Consider the following 19,145-nt stretch of genomic DNA (forward strand, 5'->3'; position numbering starts at 1 on the left):
GCCCGCACGCACCCCCGGCCGCACCGCCCCGGACCGCTACTCCGCGGCCAGCGCGGCCAGCACGGCGGCGCCGTAGCGCTCAAGCTTGACCGCCCCGATCCCGGAGATCGCGAGCAGTTCGTCGTCGGTGCTGGGCCGGTGCACGGCAAGGGCCGCGAGGGTCGCGTCGCCAAAGACCACGTACCCCGGCACGCCCTGGCGCTTCGCTTCCTCGGCGCGCCAGGCCCGGAGCCGCTCGAACACGGCGTCCTGTTCGGGGCTGAGATCCGCCGCCGCGGCAGAGCGCTTTGAACCGGCCGCGACCGACGCGCGCGTGCCGCGCCCGGAGCGCGCCGCGCGCGCGACGACCTCCTCGCGCATCATGACCTGCTCCGCCCCGCGCAGCACCGGCTTCGCCGCCTCGGCCGGGGCGAGCACGCCCCACTCGCCGCGCGCTTCGAGCACGCCGGTGGCGAGCAGGTGGCGCACCACGCCGCGCCACTGCGCGACCGTCCACTCGGTGCCGATCCCCCAGGTGGTGAGCTCGTCGAGCCGCAGCTGGGTCACCCGCTCGGAGCCGGTGCCTCGGAGCACATCGATGTGCTGGCCGGCCGCGAAGGTGCGGCCGCGCTCGCGCTGAGTGCGGATGATCGTTGACAGCAGCATCTGCGCGGGCACCGTCGCGTCCCAGAGCTTGGGCGGGTTGAGGCACACGTCGCAGTTGCCGCAGGCGGCGCTGCCTGCCTCGCCGAAGTAGTTCAGCAGGAACTGGCGCCGGCAGCTCGCCCCCTCGCAGAGCGCGAGCATCTGGTTGAGGTGCCGCGTCTGGTTTGCGCGCGTGGCCTGGTCGCCGTCGCCCGATTCGATGAGTTGGCGCTGCTGCACTACGTCTGCGAGGCCGTACGCGAGCCACGCTTCCGACGGCAGCCCGTCGCGGCCAGCGCGGCCGGTCTCCTGGTAGTACCCCTCGATCGACTTCGGGAGGTCGATGTGCGCGACGAAGCGCACGTCTGGCTTGTCGATCCCCATCCCGAAGGCGACGGTCGCTACCACCACCACCCCGTCTTCTCGGAGGAAGCGCGTCTGCGCCCTGAGCCGCACGTCCGCGGGGAGCCCCGCGTGGTAGGCGACGGCGTCGACCCCGGCGTCACGGAGGGCGGCTGCGGTCTGCTCCACCCGCTTGCGGCTGAGCGCGTAGACGATGCCGGCGTCACCGGCGTGCTCGCCGCGCACGAACGAGATGAGCTGGGCGCGGCCCGCCTGCTTCGCCTCGATCCGGTAGCGGATGTTCGGCCGGTCGAAGCTCGACACGAAGTGCTTCGCGGTGCCGAGGTGCAGCCGCTCGGTGATCTCCCGGTGCGTTTCCGGGGTCGCGGTCGCGGTGAGCGCGATCCGCGGGACGTCTGGCCAGTGCTCGGCGAGCGCGCCAAGCCGCAGGTAGTCGGGGCGGAAGTCGTGCCCCCACTGCGACACACAGTGGGCCTCGTCGATCGCGAACAGCGCGATCGTGCCCTGCCGCAGGAAGTCAATCGTGCCGGGGGCGGAGAGTCGCTCCGGCGCCAGGTAGAGCACGTCGAGCTGGCCCGTCCGGTACGCCTGCTCCACCTCGCGCCGCTCGTCGAAGCTCATCGACGAGTTCAGCGCTGCCGCCCGCACTCCCGCGAGCGTGAGCGCCGCAACCTGGTCGTGCATCAGCGCGACGAGGGGCGAGAGCACGATCCCTGTCCCCTCCCGGACGAGGGCGGGGATCTGGTAGCAGATCGACTTGCCGCCGCCGGTCGGCATGAGCACCACGGCGTCGCCGCCGGCGATCACGTGCCGAACGATATCCTCCTGCTCGCCGCGGAACGCGTCGTAGCCGAACACGCCGGAGAGCACAGCCAGCGGGTCCTGCCCCACCACGTCCACGGTGCCGAACGAGCGGGCACCCGGCGCGGGGACAGCCGCGAGCGCCGGGGCCCCACCACGAGCCGCCGCGGGGGCCCCGGGCGGCACGGCCCCGCCGCCGGTCTCGCTCCCGGGCGGGGGCGCACCCCACGCCTCCCCCGGCCAGCGTTCGGCGTCGTCAAACTCCGCGGGCGCCCCCCAGTGATCCGGATCGGTGCCGGGCGCGCTCCCGCTCATACTCGTCAGTTCCGCTGCTCGGGGTCCGTCCCGGACTCGCCGAGCTCGACCGCGATCTGCTCGCGCACCTCGTGCCGATATGCGTTGCGTCGCAGCCGGCTCACGAGCAGGAAACCGAGCCCGATGATCAGCGCCGCCAGCAGGCCGGTGAAAATGAACCCCTCAACACCCGGGGTCACCTGGTTCGCGTCGAACTCGGTCGAAACCTCAGCGATCCGCAGTGCGGTGCTCGTCAGACTCATGCGTCTTCCTCCTTGATGCCCTGAAATAGATCTGCTTCAAACTCACTGGTGGCAACCCGCGACGCTGCGAGCCGGTAGTCCTCAAACGGCCACGCCTGCCGCTGCACCTCGTTCGGCCAGAAGAAGAACGGGCTGTCCGGCGGTACCTGGCTGGCGTGCGCGCGGAGCGCCTCGTCGCGACGCTCGAAGAAGCGACCCACGTCGATGCGCGCGGTGCTGCGGTTGCCACGCCCACCCATCCGCTCGCGCAGCTCGGCGAACTGACCCACGAGCGGCGAGGTCGGCTCATGATCCACGAGCCACTGATAGACGGTGCTGATCCGCTCGCCGTTGAAAATCTCTTCGTAGTACAGCTTGCCGATCGACCACGGCTCGCCCGCCTCGGGGTACGCGTCCGGATCACCCGCACGATCCCACGCGATCTTGCTGATCTCGTGGCACCGGATGTGATCCGGGTGCGGGTACCCGCCCTGCTCGTTGTAGGTGATCATCACGTGCGGCTTGAACTCGCGCACGGTGCGCACGAGCGTCTCCGCCGACACCTCGGCTGGGATGTGGGCGAACGAGCCAGCGGGCACCGGCTCACCCTCGTCGGGCAGCCCGGAGTCCTGGTACCCGAGCCACCGGTGCTCGAACCCGATGATGTCGCGCGCACGCGCCATCTCGTCGCGCCGCAAACCGGCGAGGTCGCGACGACTCTTGGGGTCCCGCGCCACCAGCTCGTTGAGCACGTCGCCGCGCTCGCCGCCGGTGCAGCTCACAATGAGCACCTCGACGCCCTGGTCGAGGTAGTGGGCGTAGGTGGCGGCACCCTTGCTTGATTCGTCGTCGGGATGCGCATGCACCGCGATGAGCCTGAGCGTCATGCGCTTCCTCTCACGTGCTTCTCGGGAGGTTCCCGGTACTCTGGCAAAGTCAGCTCAGTTTACCCAGTATTGATCGGAGGTTCCCGTGCCTGATGCGGTCGCCACCGTCGACGCGGATTCTCCGTCGACGCAGCGCCTTGAGGATCGCTACGGAACCGGCCGCAGGCGCAGCCTCGACCGTCGCTTTGCGTGGGGCGCCGCGGGCCTGCTCGTCGCGGGCGGCATCGCGTTTCTCGTGTTCTCCGGATGGCAGGACGGCAACCAGGTTTCGGTGCAAGACATTGGGCACACGGACGTGAGCGATCTCGTTGTCGATGTGAAGTTCGAGGTCACCGGCCCGGCGAACACGCCGGTCGCGTGCGCCGTCGAGGCGCTCAACAAGGCGAAGGCCACCGTGGGCTGGAAGATCGTCGAGCTCCCGGTGACGGCCGAGCGCACGCACACGGTCACCACCAGGCTCGTCACCACGAACCCGTCGACGGCCACGACCGCGCGCGCCTGCTGGGTGGTCGAGGGCTCCTAGGCGGCGAGCGCCGCCCCGGACCGCTTCCCGAACGATCCCGGATCGCGCTGCTACGCTTACACGGACGCCCTGGCTCGGTCGGGGCGTTGCCTGTCCCCCACGCGCTCACGCGCTCTCACCCGAAACGAGGATCGACCATGGCTGAGCCCACTCAGACCTGGCTGACGCAGGAGGCTTACGACCGGCTCACTGGCGAGCTGGAACAGCTGACCGGTGCCGGCCGCAAAGACATCGCGTCCCGCATCGAGGCTGCCCGCGAAGAGGGCGATCTCAAGGAGAACGGCGGCTACCACGCCGCCAAGGATGAGCAGGGCAAGATGGAGGCGCGCATCCGCGACCTCGAGGAGCTTCTGAAACACGCGGTCGTCGGCGAGGTGCCGCAGGCGAGCGGGGTCGTCGAGATCGGCACCGTCATCACCGCCGACATCTTCGGCGATGAGGAGCGCTTCCTGCTCGGCAACCGCGAGCTCGCCGATGGCTCAGACCTCGACGTGTACAGCGCTGAGAGCCCCCTCGGGGCCGCGATCCTCGGCCGCAAGGTCGGCGATGAGGTCAGCTACTCGGCGCCGAACGGCACCGAGATCGAGGTGAAGATCCTCGCGGTCGACACCTACGCCGGCTAGCCCGAGCACCACACAGTTTCCGCCGCGGGCGGGGCCGGATCAGCGATCCGACCCCGCCCGCGGTGCGTTTGGCGGCCCGCCGCACCGCGGCCGGCCACTCCCGCCTAGTCGGCGAAAACGTACAGCTTCTTGTTTGCGAACTCCTCGAGTGCGTATCGACCGAGCTCACGGCCAAAGCCGCTTCGCTTCACTCCCCCAAAGGGCAGGTGCGGTCCGTCGAGCCCAACTCCGTTCATGAATACCATGCCCACGTCGAGGCGATCACCTACGGACACCGCGCGCTCCCGGTCCTCACAGATCACAACGGAGCCCAGTCCGTAGGGCGAGCTGTTGGCGAGCTCGATCGCTGCGGCGTCATCTGCGACTCGGTAGAGCACCGCAGCGGGCCCAAAGAGTTCCTCCCGGTACGCATCCATCGCGGGCGTGACCCCGGAAAGCACGGTTGGCGGGAAGAACGCGCCGGTGGCGGCGGTGGCCCCGAGTTCAAGGACGGCCCCCTGGGCGACCGCCCGCGAGACCTGCTCGCCCAGCAGTTCGGCGGCGCGCTGAGACGAGAGCGGCCCAATGTTGATCCCGGTTTCGCTCGCGGGCCCCGAGGTGACCTCGCCCATCGCGGCAATGAACTTTGCGGCGAACTCGTCATAGTATTCGTCGGTCACGACGATTCGCTTCGACCCGTTGCATGCCTGTCCACTGTTCTCGATGCGCCCCTCGACGGCCATCTCCACGGCCGCGTCAAGGTCTGCGGTGTCGAGCACGAGGAACACGTCGGACCCCCCGAGCTCAAGCACCACCTTCTTCAAGTGGCGGCCCGCAATCTCCGCGACCGCGGCGCCAGCTCGCTCGGAGCCGGTCAGGGACACGCCCTGTACGCGCGGGTCGGCGATCACGCGCTCGATCTGCCCGTGCGTGGCACGGAGATTCACGTAGGAGTCTCCGAACCCCGCATCGCGATAAATCGCCGCGATTGCCTCGGCCGATCGTGGGCACTGCTCGGCGTGCTTGAGCACGATGGTATTGCCGAGAATCAGGTTGGGGGCCGCGAACCGAGCGACCTGGTAGTAGGGAAAGTTCCAGGGCATGATGCCGAGGATGACGCCCAGACCGACCCGCCGCACAAACGCGCGTCCGCCACCCTCGTTCGCGATTTCCTCGTCGGCGAGATGGGCGACGGAGGCGTCAGCGTAGTACTGGTAGATGGAAGCACTGAACTCCACCTCACCGCGGGACTGCTCAATAGGCTTCCCCATCTCCTGCGCAATGATCTCGGCGAGTTCGTCCGCGCGTTCAAGGTGCAATTCGGCGACCCGTGCGATCTTGTGAGCGCGCTCGGCCCGGTCCGCGGCGACGGTGCCCCGGTATGCGTCGGCGGCGGCGTCAATCGCGGCGGTGACCTCGGCGTCACTCGCGGCGGGGTAGTGTGCGACGACTTCCCCGGTGGAGGGATCAGTGATTTGGTAGTGCGGCATCGTGCAGAACTCCTATTCAACGAGGTGGTGCGATTTTGGGCGCAGCGGTGCGCCAGGGCTCCCGGCGCTCTTCGGCGCCGGGGGTCTGGTGGGGCCGGGACTTCCCAGCTGTTCGAGGAGCGGAGTGCTAGAGCTCGGCGTCCTGCTCGTGCGGGTTCCCTGCCCCGCGCTCATCTCCCCGGTCCGAAGGAACCGGGGTGGAACTCGTTGTCGGCGGACTTGTGACCCACATCACCTCGGCGACACTCGTGCCGATGTTCTCCACGCGGTGCGGCACTGAGCTGAGATACTCGATGCTGTCGTGCGGCCCCATCACGTATGTGTGCTCGCCAAGCTCAAGCAGCACTTTGCCGGTCAGGACAATCAGGAACTCCTGCGAGGTACCGTGGATGTAAGGGTCCTGCCCGGTTGCACCACCGACTTGAAAGCGGCCCACGTAGATTTCAACGTGCTGCACGGGTGGCTGAGCGACCACAAATTTCTCGGATCCCGAAGACAGCGGTGTCGACGGCCTGTGCTCGGCCCGGAGTACCCCGTGGGTGTGTCTCGGGTGCGTCTCAAGCAGGTCAGCCACGGGAACCCCGAGCGCGCTCGCGATCTTCCGCAGCGAGGCAACACTCGCGTTGGTGAGCCCGCGCTCAAGCTGGCTCAGGAAGCTCGGACTGACGCCTGCCGCTGAGGCGATCTCTCGCAGTGTCGCACCGCGAAGCTTGCGGGCCTGAGCAATACGCGCTCCGACCTCGTGCCCTGATTCCATCGCTGTCCTTCCTGACATTGTTCCGCACCGCGCGAGTGACGCGTGGATCGCGATTGAGGCGGCCTTCGTGTTCAGTGAAACCGCGCCTACTCTGATGCACCTCACTGTACAACGACTTTGCGGGCGCTCACCGGAATCTCACTGAGTTTGCCTAATATCCCGCGAAATCACGCCGAACACTGGCGCTGCTCCGCACTAAACCTGCCACAGAACGCCGCACATCACAATCCAAATTTTATCTTGACTGAATTTTTTGTTCAGTATAGTTTGAGATTCATCCTCGGCCAGTGCGGGGGGGGGTTCTGAACGAAGGAGTTACAGATGAAACGCATTGCACAGGGCGCAGCCATCGCTTCGCTCGCCATAGTCCTGTCGGCATGTAGCGGGGGCGGGACTGGCGCGGAGGCGCCGACCGATCGCGATTTTGGCACCCCGGAGGCCGGGGTCGTCACCCCCGGGATTCTCGAGGGAGTGACGCTCGCGGTCGCCGACTCGGGCGGTATCTCGCAGGAGGGCCGCACCGAGGCCGTGTGGGAGCCGTTCATGGAGGAGTCCGGGGCGGAGGTCGTGCAGGACTCGTTTGAGGCAGCGAAGCTGAAGGCGATGGTCGAATCAGGGAACGTCACCTGGGATATCGCCAACACGACGGTGCTCGACGCCGGGCAGTACTGCGGCGAACTCTACGAGAAGCTCGACTACTCGATGATCGACATCTCAAAGGTTCCCGAGGGCACCATCACAAACGACTGCATGGTTCCCACCATCAGCTACGGCTTCATTGTCGCCTACAACACCGACGTCTTTGGCGACAATGCACCGAACAGTGCCGCGGACTTCTTCGACACGGAGAAGTTCCCCGGCAAGCGTGCGATCGGGCTCAGCACCTACGTTGAACCACAGGTCCTCGAGTTTGCACTGCTCGCAGACGGCAAGGGCGCGAGCGAGCGCTCTGTCGCCGACATCGATACGGCAATCTCGAAGTACAAGTCGCTCGGCGACGACCTCATCACGTGGACCACGGGCGCGGAGTCACAGCAGCAGCTCGAGAGCGGCGAGGTCGCAATGAGCCTGGTCTGGAGCTCCCGCGGTTTTGGTGCGACCGACGCCGGCGCACCCGTAGCTCCGATGTGGGGCGAGTGGATTCTTGGTGTTGACGCGCTTACCGTACCGAAGGGGGCAAATGATCCCGAGGCCGCGTTCGCGGGTCTGAACTTCTTCCTCGGCGAGCAGCAGCAGACGAAGGCGGCTGAGCTGACCTCGTTCGCCCCCGTCAACGTTGATTCGCGCCCTGAGCTCTCCCCGACCGCCGAGACCTGGTTCATCAACGACCACCTCGACACGGGCACCACCATCGACATGCAGTTCTGGACCGATAACTATGCGGACCTCGAGAGCGCATGGACCAAGTGGGCCTCGGGGTCCTAGCGAGCCGCCTGCGCTCGAAAGACTGACATGGCAAACACCAACACCGTTGAGCGTGGCCCGGCCTTCCGCCGGGCCACGCCCCTGTTGCTCGTCCCCGGCGTATTGATCGTGGCGTGCTTCTTCGTCGTCCCGATCATCGTCGTGACGTGGCGAAGCTTCACCGATCCCGAACCCGGCATCCAGAACTACGCGTGGCTCGCCGAGAACGAGGTCTTCCTACAGGTACTCCTGCGCACCTTCCTCGTTTCGACGGTTGTGACAGCGGTCTGCGTACTCATCGCATACCCCTACGCCTACCTCATGACGATCGTCGGATCGACCATGCAGAAAGTGTTGCTGCTCTTCGTGCTGATGCCACTTTGGACGAGCATCCTCGTGCGTACACTGGCGTGGATGGTACTCCTGCAAGATTCCGGGCCGATCAACGATTTTCTCGAGCTCGTCGGAGTGGGGCGTCAGCCGCTGATCCGCACCACCTTCGGGGTGGGGCTCGGCATGCTTCAGGTACTGCTTCCATTCATGGTGTTGCCGCTCTACTCTGCGATGCTCGGGATAGACAAGCGGCTCGTGCCGGCGGCACGGTCGCTCGGCGCGCACCCCGTCACCGCGTTCTTCCGGGTGTACCTGCCGCTCTCACTCCCCGGCGTGGCCGCCGGCGCCACGACGGTGTTCATCCTCGGTCTCGGGTTCTACATCGTGCCCGCGCTCCTCGGCTCTCCGCAAACCACCATGCTCTCCGCGCTGATCTATCAGCAGTTCTCTGCGTTCCTTGACTGGGGTCACGGCTCGGCCATGGGTGTTGCGCTTCTCCTCCTCACTGCGGTCCTTCTGGGCGCGCTGTCGCTCATCGCGGGACGTGCCCGCCGTCGTTCAACCGGGAGGAAGCCGTGAAGCTCAAGATCGGACTCTCCGTCTTTGCCGTCATCGTCGTGATCTGGCTCGTGGCGCCGACACTCGTGATCATCCCGATCTCGTTCACCGATCAAGCCTCGTTTAATTTCCCACCCAAGGGGTGGTCAACGCGGTGGTACGAGAACTTCTTCACCGACACCGGGTGGCTCAAGGCATTCTGGGCCTCGGCCCGGGTCGCGGTGCTCACTGCGATCGTCGCAACGATCGCAGGGGTCTGTGCGGCGCTCGCTCTTGTCAAGATGAGGCCGCGGTGGGCCTCGTGGCTCCAGCAGTACTTCATGCTGCCGCTGCTGGTGCCGGGGATCGTAATTGCGATCGGCCTGTACGCAATCTTCCTGAGCACCGGGCTCCTGGGCACCCTGCTCGGTTTCGTACTTGCCCACACCGTCGTCTCGCTCCCGCTCGTCCTCACGAACGTGCTCGCGAGCCTACGCGGTGTCGACACGCGACTTGGCGATGCCGCGGCGACGCTCGGTGCAAACCGGTGGGATACATTCCGACTTGTGACGCTCCCATTGATCGCTCCCGGAGTGCTCTCTGGCGCGCTCCTCGCGTTCGTTACGTCGTTCGACGAGGTGATCCTGTCGCTCTTCATCCAGACTCCGTATCTGCAGACACTGCCGGTCAAGATCTTCCGCTCGGTCACCAAAGACACCGATCCAACGGTCGCGGCGGTCTCTGTCATGGTCATGCTCGTCTCCGTCACCGTCATGCTGATCGCCCAGTTCTCGGGCCGTCGCAGCCGAGGGCCGGTGCTGCCCAGATGACCCGCGCAGCACTCATAACGTCAGACTCCGCACCGCACAGAGGAGAACCTCACATGTCCGCACCGACACACTCAGCACCCGCGCAGCCGGGCGGCCCCGAAACCGACACCCTCGGGGTTCGCCTCACCGGCGTCACCAAGCGCTATGGCGATAAGGCCGTTGTCGACGACATCAGCATCGACATTCGCCGCGGCGAGTTCGTCACATTCCTCGGCCCCAGCGGTTCAGGAAAAACCACGACTCTGAGCATGATCGCCGGGTTTACGCAGGTCTCGAACGGCAATATCGAGATCCACGATCGCTCTGTGGCGACGGTGCCGCCACACAAGCGAGACATCGGCATGGTGTTCCAGAACTATGCACTGTTCCCGCACCGCACCGTGGCCGGGAACGTTGCGTTCCCCCTTGAACGGCGCAAGATCGCCAAGGCCGAGCGCGCTCGCATGGTCCGGGAAGCCCTTGAAATGGTCCACATGACCGACTACGCCGACCGCACGCCCAGCGAGCTGTCCGGGGGCCAGCAGCAGCGCGTCGCGCTCGCCCGAGCGCTCGTGTATAACCCGGCGGTCCTGCTCATGGACGAGCCGCTCGGCGCGCTCGATAAGAAGCTGCGCGATTGGCTTCAGAGCGAGATCAAGCGTATTCACCTCGAGGTGCAATCAACGTTCCTTTATGTCACGCACGATCAGGAAGAGGCGCTGTCCCTCTCCGACCGGATTGCCGTGTTCAACAACGGCCGGATCGAGCAGCTCGGAACCCCGCAGGAGCTCTACGAGTCCCCGAGTACGCTCTTCGTTGGCACCTTTGTCGGCGACTCAACGCTCGTGCGCGGCGCGAGCTTCGCCGCGGCCGGTGGCCTGAGCGCCGGCCGGACGGTCGGGCCGCAGGGACTGAGCCGAGTAACGGAGGCAAGCGCCGCCGCGCTGATTCGGCCAGAGAAACTCGCGCTCCTCCCCGCGGATTCAGCGCTTCCAGACGGAAGCTGCGGCATCCAGGTGACCGTGCGCACAGCTACCTACCTGGGCAACGCCTGGCGGTATGAGCTGAGCCTCCCCGACGGTTCAACCGGCATGGCGAAGACCGAGTCGGAGGCCCCGGGCGCCGTCCCAGGCGCAACCATGCTCGCCGTCTGGCATCCAAGCGACGCCGTGATCCTGAGCGACGACGGCGGCTCAGGCGAGTTCCTCACGTAGCCCCCGCCTCGCAAGGTCACCCTTCCCACACATCTCCCCACCCGAGGACGCCATGAAAGAAACCGCCTACTGGCTCGACACCGCTGCGCCCGCAGTGCCGACCCCGCCCTCCGACGCCGGCAATGACGCCGACGTGATCGTGGTGGGGGCCGGACTCACCGGCCTCTCGTGCGCCTACCACCTCGCCCAACAGGGCGCGCGCGTGCGCGTGCTCGAAGCGCACGGCGTGGGGTGGGGAGCATCAGGCCGCAACGGCGGAATGGCGACCACGGGACTCTCGATCTCACTGAGTAAGGCGGTGGCGCGCTACGGCAAGGAACGCGCGGTCGCGATGCGTCAGCGGTACAACGACGCAATTGACCTGATTGAGCAGATCTCCCGCGACGAGGGAGTCGACACCGAGTTCAGGCGAGCCGGACTGATGAATCTCGCGGCACGAGAGTCACACGTGCCTCACTACCAGCGCGAGGCCACCCTCATCACAGAGCTCACCGGACACCCGGCACACTTCCTCGACCGCGATGCGGTGCGGGAAGAGATCGGAGCCGACCGCTATTTCGGGGGGATGATCGATCCGGCTGGCGCGAGTGTCCATCCGACGAAGCTGCTGGGTGCACTCGCAGCGGGGGCACTCTCGCGGGGTGCACTCGTGCACGAGCACACCCCGGTCACGGGTCGGGAGCGCACCGCGAATGGCGGGCACCGAGTGCGCACTCCGCGAGGTGAGTTCACCGCGCCACAGCTGGTAGTGGCAACCGGTGCGTATTCAAAGCCGCCGTTCGGGTGGTTGCAGCGTCGTTTCGCGCCGGTCGGAAGCTTCGTGATCGTCACAGAGCCGCTGGGCGTGGATCTCGCCGAGTCATTGCTCCCCCACCGGCGCGTGTGCTCTGACAGCAAGGAGCTCCTCAACTACTTCCGCCTCACCGAAGACAACCGCCTCGCCTTCGGCGGGCGAGCCCGCTTCCTCAGCCGGGACGTCGCGGCCGATCCGAAGAGTGGCGAGATTCTGCAGCGCGAGATGGTCGAGCTGTTCCCGCAGCTGCACGGTGTGGCGGTCGAGTACGCCTGGGGTGGGCTCGTTGACATTAGCCTTGATCGCATGGTGCATTCAGGAACCCGGGACGGCTATTGGTTCTCGCAGGGATACACGGGACACGGTGTGCAGATGGCAACGTACATGGGCAAGATTCTTGCCGGAAACGTGCTCGGCGAGACTGACAATCCCTGGGCGGAGCTGAACAATCCACCCATCCCCGGACATGTCGGTTGGCCCTGGTTCGTCCCAGTCGCGGGCGTGTACTACGCGGCCGTCGATCGGTTCTCACGGTGAGCCCCGCGCAGGGGACCCAGGGAGCGCCGCAGCAGGCAACCGCGCCGTACGCCGACGCGCTCGCTGAGCACCGCGATCGAGGCGGCCTGCGGTTCATGATCCCCGGGCACGCCACCGGCCAGGCCGGCGGCTCAGACCGGCTCCGTGAGTTCATCGGCGCGACCGCCCTTGAGCTCGATATTCCCCAGCTCGTCGAGGGGATCGACCTGGGGCCCGGCAACGCGTTCGATCGCGCGCGCGAGCTGGCGGCCGCGGCGTGGGACGCGAAGACCACCTGGTTCCTCACGAACGGCGCGTCGCAGGGCAACCGGATGGCGATGCAGGCGCTCGCCGCCCTGGGCGACCGCGTGCTCGTGCAGCGCAGCTGCCACTCGAGCGTGTACGACGGACTGGTGATGTCGGGGGCCACGCCGGAGTACCTGTTCCCCGACACTGATCCGGAGCACGGAATCGCCCACGGGATCACGGCGGCCGCCGCCGAGCGCGCGCTCGCCGCGGCCGCCGCGGCCGGGACGCCCTTCGCCGCGCTGGTGCTCGTCTCCCCGAGCTACTTCGGGGTGGTCGCCGACATTCCGGCCGTGGCCGCCGCCTGCCACCGCCACGGGGCAGTGCTGGTCGTCGACGGGTCCTGGGGCGCCCACTTTGGCTTCCACCCGGAGCTTCCCGAGTCGCCCACGCGGCAGGGCGCCGACATCGTGCTGTCGAGCATTCACAAGCTCGGTGGCAGCCTCACGCAGACCGCGTTCCTGCACCTCTGCGACACCCCGCGGGCGGGTGCCCTCGAGCCGGCGCTCGAGGCCGCCTACCGGCTCACCGAGTCAACCAGCCTCAACTCGTTGCTGCTCGCCTCGCTCGACATCGCGCGCTCCGAGCTCGCCACCGGGCACGCAGAAATGGGGGCGGCGCTCGCGAGCGCCGCGGAGCTGCGGCGGCTGGTGGCCGCGGCTCCCGGGCTGCGGCTCGCGGAGCCAGATTTCGCGACGCGACCCGGGGTGGTCGCCATCGACCCGCTGCACGTCTCGCTCGACGTGCGCGGCCGCGGCGTCACCGGTCCCGAGCTGAAGACGCGGCTCGCGCGCGCGGAGCCCCCCGTGTTCGTGGAGATCGCCGCCCCCACCTCAATCGTCGCGCTGATCGGCCCCCGCGGCACCCCCGATGTCGCTGGGTTGCTCAGGGCGATCGATCGCGTGGCGCCGCCGCTCGCGGCGGGCCCCGCGCGCGGCGAGGGGGCGCTCAGCACGGCCGCCGGTGCGCGAGCGGGCACCCTCCCCGCCCCGCCGCCCGGCGAGCGCGTGTTCACGCCGCGCGCCGCGTACCTCGCACCGAGCGAGTCGGTGCCCGCCGCGGCAGCCGTCGGGCGGATCTCGGCGGCGATGCTCGCCGCGTACCCACCGGGGATTCCGAACGCGGTCCCCGGCGAACGCCTCACCCCCGAGCTGATCGACTACCTCACGACGACCGCGCAGCTGCCCGGCAGCTATATTCGCGGTGCGGTGGACCCCGAGGTCAGCCAGCTGCGCGTGCTCCGCGAAGACTAGTCCCGCCCACGCCGGCGCCATCGGGTGGCGCTATTCGTGGGTGCCCGTCTCGGGCCACTCGGTGGTGAGGTACGCCTCGAGCGCGCGGTGCCTGAACGAGTAGCGGCGCCCGCGCTGCACGATCCCGCGCACGGTGTCGAGGCGCTGGGCGAACGGCCCAACGCTCGCCGCCGTCGCGTAGCCCATCGACTTCGCGATGCCCGTGGCCGTACGAAGCTCGGGAGCAGCCGCAGCGAGCGTCTCCACGAACTCCCGCTCCTTCGCAGGTAACCGGTCGAGGATCCGCTCGACGTGCGCCGTGGCCTCGTGCTTGGCCGCGTCCCACCCGCTGAGTACGTCCTCGAGGGTGATCACCGCGCTCTGCCCGGCGTACCAGGCGCGCTCGCCGGCGAGCTGGAAGAGGAACGGCTCGCCGCGGCAGAGCTCGACCAGCTTCTCCGCGGCCTCACTCGTCATGCGCACCCGCGCGGGAGCGCCCTCTCCGGTGCGCACCTCCCACCCGGGATCGGTAAACGGGGCGAGCGCCAGGCGAAAGTCGTCGTCCGAGATCGGGACGAGCGTGGTCGACGCGAAGCGGCGCGCAAAGGTCGCGCCGGTGCGCGAGGATGCCTTCTCCGCAAACTCCGGCAGCCCGGTGAGGTACACGGCCAGGGGCAGGGCGCGCTCGTGGAGTACGCCGCCGGGCAGCTCGATCGGCACGCGCGTGGTGATGGCGTCGCCGAGGCTGATGAGGAGCTGCGAGAGTGCGTGCTCGTTCGTGACGTTCTGGATCTCGTCGATGTGGATGATCACCACGGTGCGGTCCCGGATCGCCGCGGTCCCCACCGCTTCGAGGAGCTCCGTGAGGGCGGTGTACGGCTCGGGCCCGGCGACGCGGTCGATGGTCAGCGAGATCCCGCTCGCCGCGACCTGCCGTACCCGGCCCAGGATGTCGGTGATCCGGCGCTCCCGGGAGGCGGCGAGGCCCGCGAGGTCGGCGAGGTGGAGCACCGCGGCCGCGACCGCCTTGAGCGGGTCGGTGCCGATGGGAAGCCGCACCTGCGGTGTCACCCAGGCGCCCTCGGCCGCTGCCGCGGCGGCGATGCGCCGCACCAGCGTTGATTTGCCGAGCCCCGGCTCGCCGGTGATGGTGCGGCCGCGCTCGTTGAGGCCCGCGAGGAGGCGGGGTTTGAGCACCCGCTCCCAGTCGCTCTGCTGGTCCACCCGGCCGGCCCAGACCTCCGGGACCGTATCCGAGCCCGGAGTGAAAGGGTTACTTGTGGCGTCGCGCATGTGTAAACATTAACTGAGATTTAGATATTTTTGTTAACATTAACCACGCGGATCGGGCCGTGTTACTTGTCCCGCCCGGAGCGGGAGCCGTGGCCCGGCCCCTCGCCCTACTCGTACATCGCGATATTGATGGGCCCGGTGAGGTCCGGTGCCGGCGCTCTGAACCCGCGGGTCTTGATCACGAGGTACACCGCTCCGAGCGCGAGCCAGATTCCGCCGATGATCATCGACACGGTGTCGAGGCTGAGCCACAGCCAGATGTTGATCACCACACCGATGCCGGGCACCACCACGAAGGTGAGCCAGGCACCAGGGCCGCGGCGCTTCAGGAACCTGAAGAACACGAAGATCACCGACAGGTTGACGCAGGTAAACGCGATGAACGCGCCGAAGTTGATCATCGAGGCGGCCTGATCAAGATCGATAAACAGCGCGGTCAGGGCGATCGCGGCGACGATGAGCACGTTCACCACGGGCACGCCCGTGCGCGGGTTGACGCTGCCGAAGAGGCGCTTCGGCAGGGCACCGTCGCGACCCATTGCGTAGAGCAGGCGCGCGGCGCTCATCTGCTGCGTGATCCCGCAGCCGAGCACCGCCATCATGTACCCACCCACGAAGATCGCCTGGAACGCGGCCCCGCCGATGTACTTCGCAATCTCGGGAGACGCCCCGACGATGTCGCCGAGCAGCGTCACATCTGGGAAGAGCACCTGCATCACGTAGGTCACCGAGATGAAGAATGCGCCCGCGACCCCGATAATAATGAAGATCGCGCGGGGAATGTCGCGCTCGGGGCGCTCGGCTTCCTCGGCGAGCGTGGAGACAGCGTCGAAGCCGAGGAACGAGAGAGCGAGGATCGCGGCACCGGCGGTGATCGCGGCGAGCTGCACGTCGCCCGAGATAAACGGGCGGATCGTGAACTCGGCACCGTTCGCGCCGTTCGTGATATTCACGATCGTGAGCACCACGAACACCACGGCGACGACGAGCTGGATCCCCACGAGCAGGATGTTCATGCTCGCGGCGAGCTTCACCCCGACCAGGTTCATCGCCGTGCAGATCGCGACGGTGAGCAGCACCCACACCCAGAACGGCACCTCGGGGAACACCGCCCCCATGTAGATCGCCGAAAGGATCGCGTTGATCATCGGGAGCAGCAGGTAGTCGAGGGTCGCCGCCCAGCCCACGAGGAAGCCAAGGTGCGCGTTGATCGCTTCCTTCGCGTACGTGTACGCGGAGCCCGCGATCGGGAAGAACCGCACCATGCGTGAGTAGCTGAACGCGGTGAACAGGACGGCCACCATGACGACCAGGTACGCGAGCGGGACGTGCCCGTTGGTCTCGGCCGCAACGATGCCGAACATGTCGAACACCGCGAGCGGCGCCATGTAGGCGAGCCCGATGAACACGAGGTGCCGCAGCTTCAGGGTGCGCTTGAGCGCCCCGGGCTGCGGGGCGACGACCCTGGCGATCTGGTCGTCACCCGCGGCGACGGCGGAGTGGGATGGCAACGATGACATCTGCTGACTTCTTTCAGTGGGAGGGGATTCGGGAATGACGAGCGGTTAGTGCGTGTGGCAGTGGTGACTGTCGTCTGGTTCAGCGCAGCTCTGGCCGGCCCCCGCCGGATCCTGCACCTGTGCGGCGGCCGCGACCCCGCCGAGTTCCCCCCGGACGTCGTGGATCGCGGATCCGCCCACGACGGTGAGATCCGCCCGCTGCGCGAGCAGCTCGGCGGGCTCCATAGCGTAGAGATCGCCTGACCACACCACGAGGTCGGCGAGCATCCCCTCCCGCAGCACGCCGACCGTGTCCTCGCGGTGGAACGCCTCGGCGCCCCCGGTCGTGTACGCGCGCAGTGCGCGGTCGAGGTCGAGCCGCTCCCCGCCGGTCCAGGCGTCAGAACCGTCGAGCCGCGCGCGCGTCATGGCGCTGTAGAGCCCCACCAGCGGGTCCATCTCCCCCACCTGCCAGTCGCTCGAGAACGTGACGCGCGCGCCGGATTCGATCATCGACTTGAACCGCCACGCACGGTCCCAGCGCGCCTCCCCCACGTTTTCCATCCACGTACCGGCGACGAGGTCGGGTGAGGCGTGGCGCGGCTGCATCGCGGCGACGACCCCGAGTTCTGCAAAGCGCGGCAGGTCTTCGGGCGCGAGGCACTCGACGTGCACGATGCCGTGGCGCGCGTCGCGCACGCCGTTCGCGCGCTGCGCCGCCGCGATCGAGTCGAGGGTGAGCTGGATCCCCCAGTCGCCCGTCGCGTGCGTGTGCACCTGGTAGCCCAGGCGATCGAGCTCCACGAAGAGCTTGGTGAACTCGGTGGGCGGCAAGCTCGGCTGGCCCCGGTGGCCGGGGCGATTCGCGTAATCCTCGAGCATCGCGGCCGTGTGCGGCTCGATCACGTCGTCCGCGTAGAGCTTCACGGGGCCGAGCGAGAACCGCTCGTGCTGGGGAGTCTCGCGGATTGCCTCGGTGATGCGCGAACGGAAGTCACCGTCGGCCCCCACCGCGTGATAGATCGCGGCGATCGTGCGCGACGTGAGCTTGCCCTCGCGCTCCGCGCGGGCAAACAGGTCGAGTTCCGCGAGCGGCACCTGAGGCTCCACGACGGTGGTGATGCCCACGCTCGCGGCCATCTCCAGGCTGTTCGTGATCTTGCGGTAGCGACGGTCGGGCGAGTACATGGGGATGTCGCGCTGCAGCTCGGCAAGGCCCGCGATCGTCATCGCACTCGTGTAAAAATCAGTTACCCAGCCGGTCGGCTCGCCGGTGGTGGGGTCGAGCTCCGGGTTGCCCCACGCGATGTCGCCCCCGTTCAGGATCCCCAGCTTGGCGAGCGCCGGGCGGTTGAGCCACACCGAGTGCTGGTCGTACGTGGTGATGAACACGGGGCGATCCGTCACACCGACCAGGTCATCGGCGTTGGGACGGCGCCCCTCCACCACCGAGTACAGCGCGTTCTCCGCGCAGATCCAGTCGAGCTCGGGGTGCGTCTCCGCGAACTCGGCGATGCGCGAGCGCACCACGTCGAGGCTCTGCACCTGATCGAGGCTCACGGCGAGATCGTCGAAGCCGAGGAGCAGGTGGTTGTGCGTGTCGGCGACGCCCGGGGTGAGCAGGCGCCCCTCGAGCTGCACCGTGCGGCGGGCGGCTGGGGCATCTGCGGCCGAGCCGACGTAGCTGATCTTGTCACCGGTGACGCCGAGCGCCTCGGCCCACGGGCGGGCGGGGTCGAACGTGCGGATGCGTCCGCCGGTGTAGAGGGTGTCGACGGCCATGTCTGCTCCTTGAAATTCGTGGCGGCGAGCGCAACACGTGTGCGCTACCGAGTTATTTAACTCAAGAGTAAATTAATTTACTCATTTGTCAAATAACCCGTGCTCGCGCCCCCGCACGCCGCGGCCGCCTGGCATACTTACAGCTATGGCACGACCGAGCACCCAAAAGCAGCGCCGCGTCGAAGTGGTCAACGCCGCGCTCGCGGCGGCGGCGGAGCACGGGCTGCGCAACCTCTCGCTCACCGACGTGGCGAACCAGGCCGGCGTCACCCGTGGCGCTCTGCTCTACTACTACGACGACCTCGACGCGATCCTCGTCGAGGCGCACGCCGCCGGCATGGCGCGCGTCGGCACCGAGCGCGCCGCGCTCGTGGCCCAGCAGGACACCCCGGCCGGCAAGCTCGCAGCGGCGATCGCGGCGGGCCTCCCCAGCGGCCCCGACGACGCGCTCATGCGGCTGCTCTACGAGTTCGACGTGCTCGCTGGAAAGTCGCCGCTGCACGACGAGCTCGTGCAGCGGCTCTACGGCGAACAGCTCGAGCTCTACACCGCGATCCTCGCGGAGGGCGTGGCGAGTGGCGACTTCGCGCTCACCGGACCGCTCGGCGACACGGCGATGAACCTCGTCGCGCTCGAGGACGCGTACGGGCTGCACATCGTCGCCGGTGGCAGCATCACCGTGGCCGACGCGCAGCGCGCGATCACCCTCTACGCGGCGCAGGCCGGCGCCGCACTGCCCGATTCAGCCGCGGGCTGAGCCCGAGGCGGTGGGTGCGGGCCCCGCGCCCCTGCAGCATCGGCACCGCTGGCCCCGCGCCCGCCGCCGCGCCCGCCGCCGCGCCGG

The 19,145-nt window shown here is 67.9% G+C and carries 17 protein-coding genes; 9 read left to right on the forward strand and 8 right to left on the reverse strand.

All coding sequences use genetic code 11. The features are described from left to right. Positions 1–36: 36 nt before the first annotated feature. The 3 genes from recQ to mca are packed head-to-tail and all read right to left on the reverse strand — an operon-like array spanning position 37 to position 3,211. Complete coding sequence (gene recQ / locus EV139_RS15595) at positions 37–2,103, reverse strand: DNA helicase RecQ (protein ID WP_130455785.1); 2,067 nt, start codon at positions 2,101–2,103, stop codon at positions 37–39. A 5-nt stretch (positions 2,104–2,108) separates the two neighbouring features. Then, entirely contained in the window at positions 2,109–2,345 is a 237-nt protein-coding gene (locus EV139_RS15600; protein ID WP_130455787.1) for a hypothetical protein, read from the reverse strand. Next, positions 2,342–3,211: a mycothiol conjugate amidase Mca gene (gene mca, locus EV139_RS15605; RefSeq protein WP_130455789.1), complete on the reverse strand. Its 870-nt coding sequence runs from the start codon at positions 3,209–3,211 to the stop codon at positions 2,342–2,344. The genes EV139_RS15600 and mca overlap by 4 nt, the downstream gene beginning before the upstream one ends. A gap of 85 nt (positions 3,212–3,296) precedes the next feature. Between mca and EV139_RS15610 the strand changes: the two genes are divergently transcribed. Together EV139_RS15610 and greA are read left to right on the forward strand one after the other, a co-directional pair. Continuing rightward, positions 3,297–3,734: a DUF4307 domain-containing protein gene (locus EV139_RS15610; protein ID WP_130455791.1), complete on the forward strand. Its 438-nt coding sequence runs from the start codon at positions 3,297–3,299 to the stop codon at positions 3,732–3,734. Positions 3,735–3,871: 137 nt separating this feature from the next. Next, positions 3,872–4,357: a transcription elongation factor GreA gene (gene greA / locus EV139_RS15615; protein ID WP_130455793.1), complete on the forward strand. Its 486-nt coding sequence runs from the start codon at positions 3,872–3,874 to the stop codon at positions 4,355–4,357. 104 nt (positions 4,358–4,461) lie between these two features. On the opposite strand, the gene EV139_RS15620 is transcribed toward greA, so the two are convergent. Further along, on the reverse strand, positions 4,462–5,826 hold the full coding sequence (locus tag EV139_RS15620) for an NAD-dependent succinate-semialdehyde dehydrogenase (RefSeq protein WP_130455795.1): 1,365 nt from the start codon (positions 5,824–5,826) through the stop codon (positions 4,462–4,464). A 127-nt stretch (positions 5,827–5,953) separates the two neighbouring features. Then, on the reverse strand, positions 5,954–6,583 hold the full coding sequence (locus tag EV139_RS15625) for a helix-turn-helix domain-containing protein (RefSeq protein ID WP_130455797.1): 630 nt from the start codon (positions 6,581–6,583) through the stop codon (positions 5,954–5,956). A gap of 321 nt (positions 6,584–6,904) precedes the next feature. Here EV139_RS15625 and EV139_RS15630 point away from each other — a divergent pair, with 321 nt between their 5' ends. Genes EV139_RS15630 through EV139_RS15655 form a run of 6 tightly spaced genes read left to right on the forward strand, consistent with a single transcriptional unit; the run spans position 6,905 to position 13,748 of the window. After that, a complete protein-coding gene (locus EV139_RS15630) occupies positions 6,905–8,008 on the forward strand; it encodes an extracellular solute-binding protein (RefSeq protein ID WP_130455799.1) in 1,104 nt (367 codons plus the stop codon). 27 nt (positions 8,009–8,035) lie between these two features. After that, positions 8,036–8,899 carry an ABC transporter permease gene (locus EV139_RS15635; RefSeq protein WP_130455801.1) on the forward strand — a complete coding sequence of 288 codons (864 nt, stop codon included), beginning with the start codon at positions 8,036–8,038 and terminating at the stop codon, positions 8,897–8,899. Beyond that, positions 8,896–9,687, forward strand: coding sequence for an ABC transporter permease (locus EV139_RS15640; RefSeq protein WP_130455803.1), 792 nt, complete (start codon positions 8,896–8,898; stop codon positions 9,685–9,687). The genes EV139_RS15635 and EV139_RS15640 overlap by 4 nt, the downstream gene beginning before the upstream one ends. A gap of 53 nt (positions 9,688–9,740) precedes the next feature. Next, entirely contained in the window at positions 9,741–10,880 is a 1,140-nt protein-coding gene (locus EV139_RS15645) for an ABC transporter ATP-binding protein (RefSeq protein WP_130455805.1), read from the forward strand. 52 nt (positions 10,881–10,932) lie between these two features. Continuing rightward, entirely contained in the window at positions 10,933–12,210 is a 1,278-nt protein-coding gene (locus tag EV139_RS15650; protein WP_130455807.1) for an NAD(P)/FAD-dependent oxidoreductase, read from the forward strand. Then, positions 12,207–13,748, forward strand: a complete 1,542-nt coding sequence (locus tag EV139_RS15655; protein ID WP_241989079.1) for an aminotransferase class I/II-fold pyridoxal phosphate-dependent enzyme — start codon at positions 12,207–12,209, stop codon at positions 13,746–13,748. Before EV139_RS15650 ends, EV139_RS15655 begins: the two co-directional genes overlap by 4 nt. Positions 13,749–13,778: 30 nt before the next feature. On the opposite strand, the gene EV139_RS15660 is transcribed toward EV139_RS15655, so the two are convergent. The 3 genes from EV139_RS15660 to EV139_RS15670 form a co-directional block, all read right to left on the reverse strand. Further along, entirely contained in the window at positions 13,779–15,020 is a 1,242-nt protein-coding gene (locus EV139_RS15660) for an AAA family ATPase (RefSeq protein ID WP_130455809.1), read from the reverse strand. 107 nt (positions 15,021–15,127) lie between these two features. Next, a complete protein-coding gene (locus EV139_RS15665) occupies positions 15,128–16,540 on the reverse strand; it encodes an APC family permease (RefSeq protein ID WP_130455811.1) in 1,413 nt (470 codons plus the stop codon). Between the two features lie 45 nt (positions 16,541–16,585). After that, positions 16,586–18,301 (reverse strand): amidohydrolase, encoded by a 1,716-nt coding sequence (locus tag EV139_RS15670; RefSeq protein ID WP_130455813.1) that lies wholly within the window; start codon positions 18,299–18,301, stop codon positions 16,586–16,588. Between the two features lie 145 nt (positions 18,302–18,446). Between EV139_RS15670 and EV139_RS15675 the strand changes: the two genes are divergently transcribed. Further along, positions 18,447–19,058: a TetR/AcrR family transcriptional regulator gene (locus tag EV139_RS15675; RefSeq protein WP_130455815.1), complete on the forward strand. Its 612-nt coding sequence runs from the start codon at positions 18,447–18,449 to the stop codon at positions 19,056–19,058. Positions 19,059–19,145: the final 87 nt, after the last annotated feature.

Source organism: Leucobacter luti (assembly GCF_004217175.1).
Classification (GTDB): Bacteria; Actinomycetota; Actinomycetes; order Actinomycetales; family Microbacteriaceae; genus Leucobacter; species Leucobacter luti.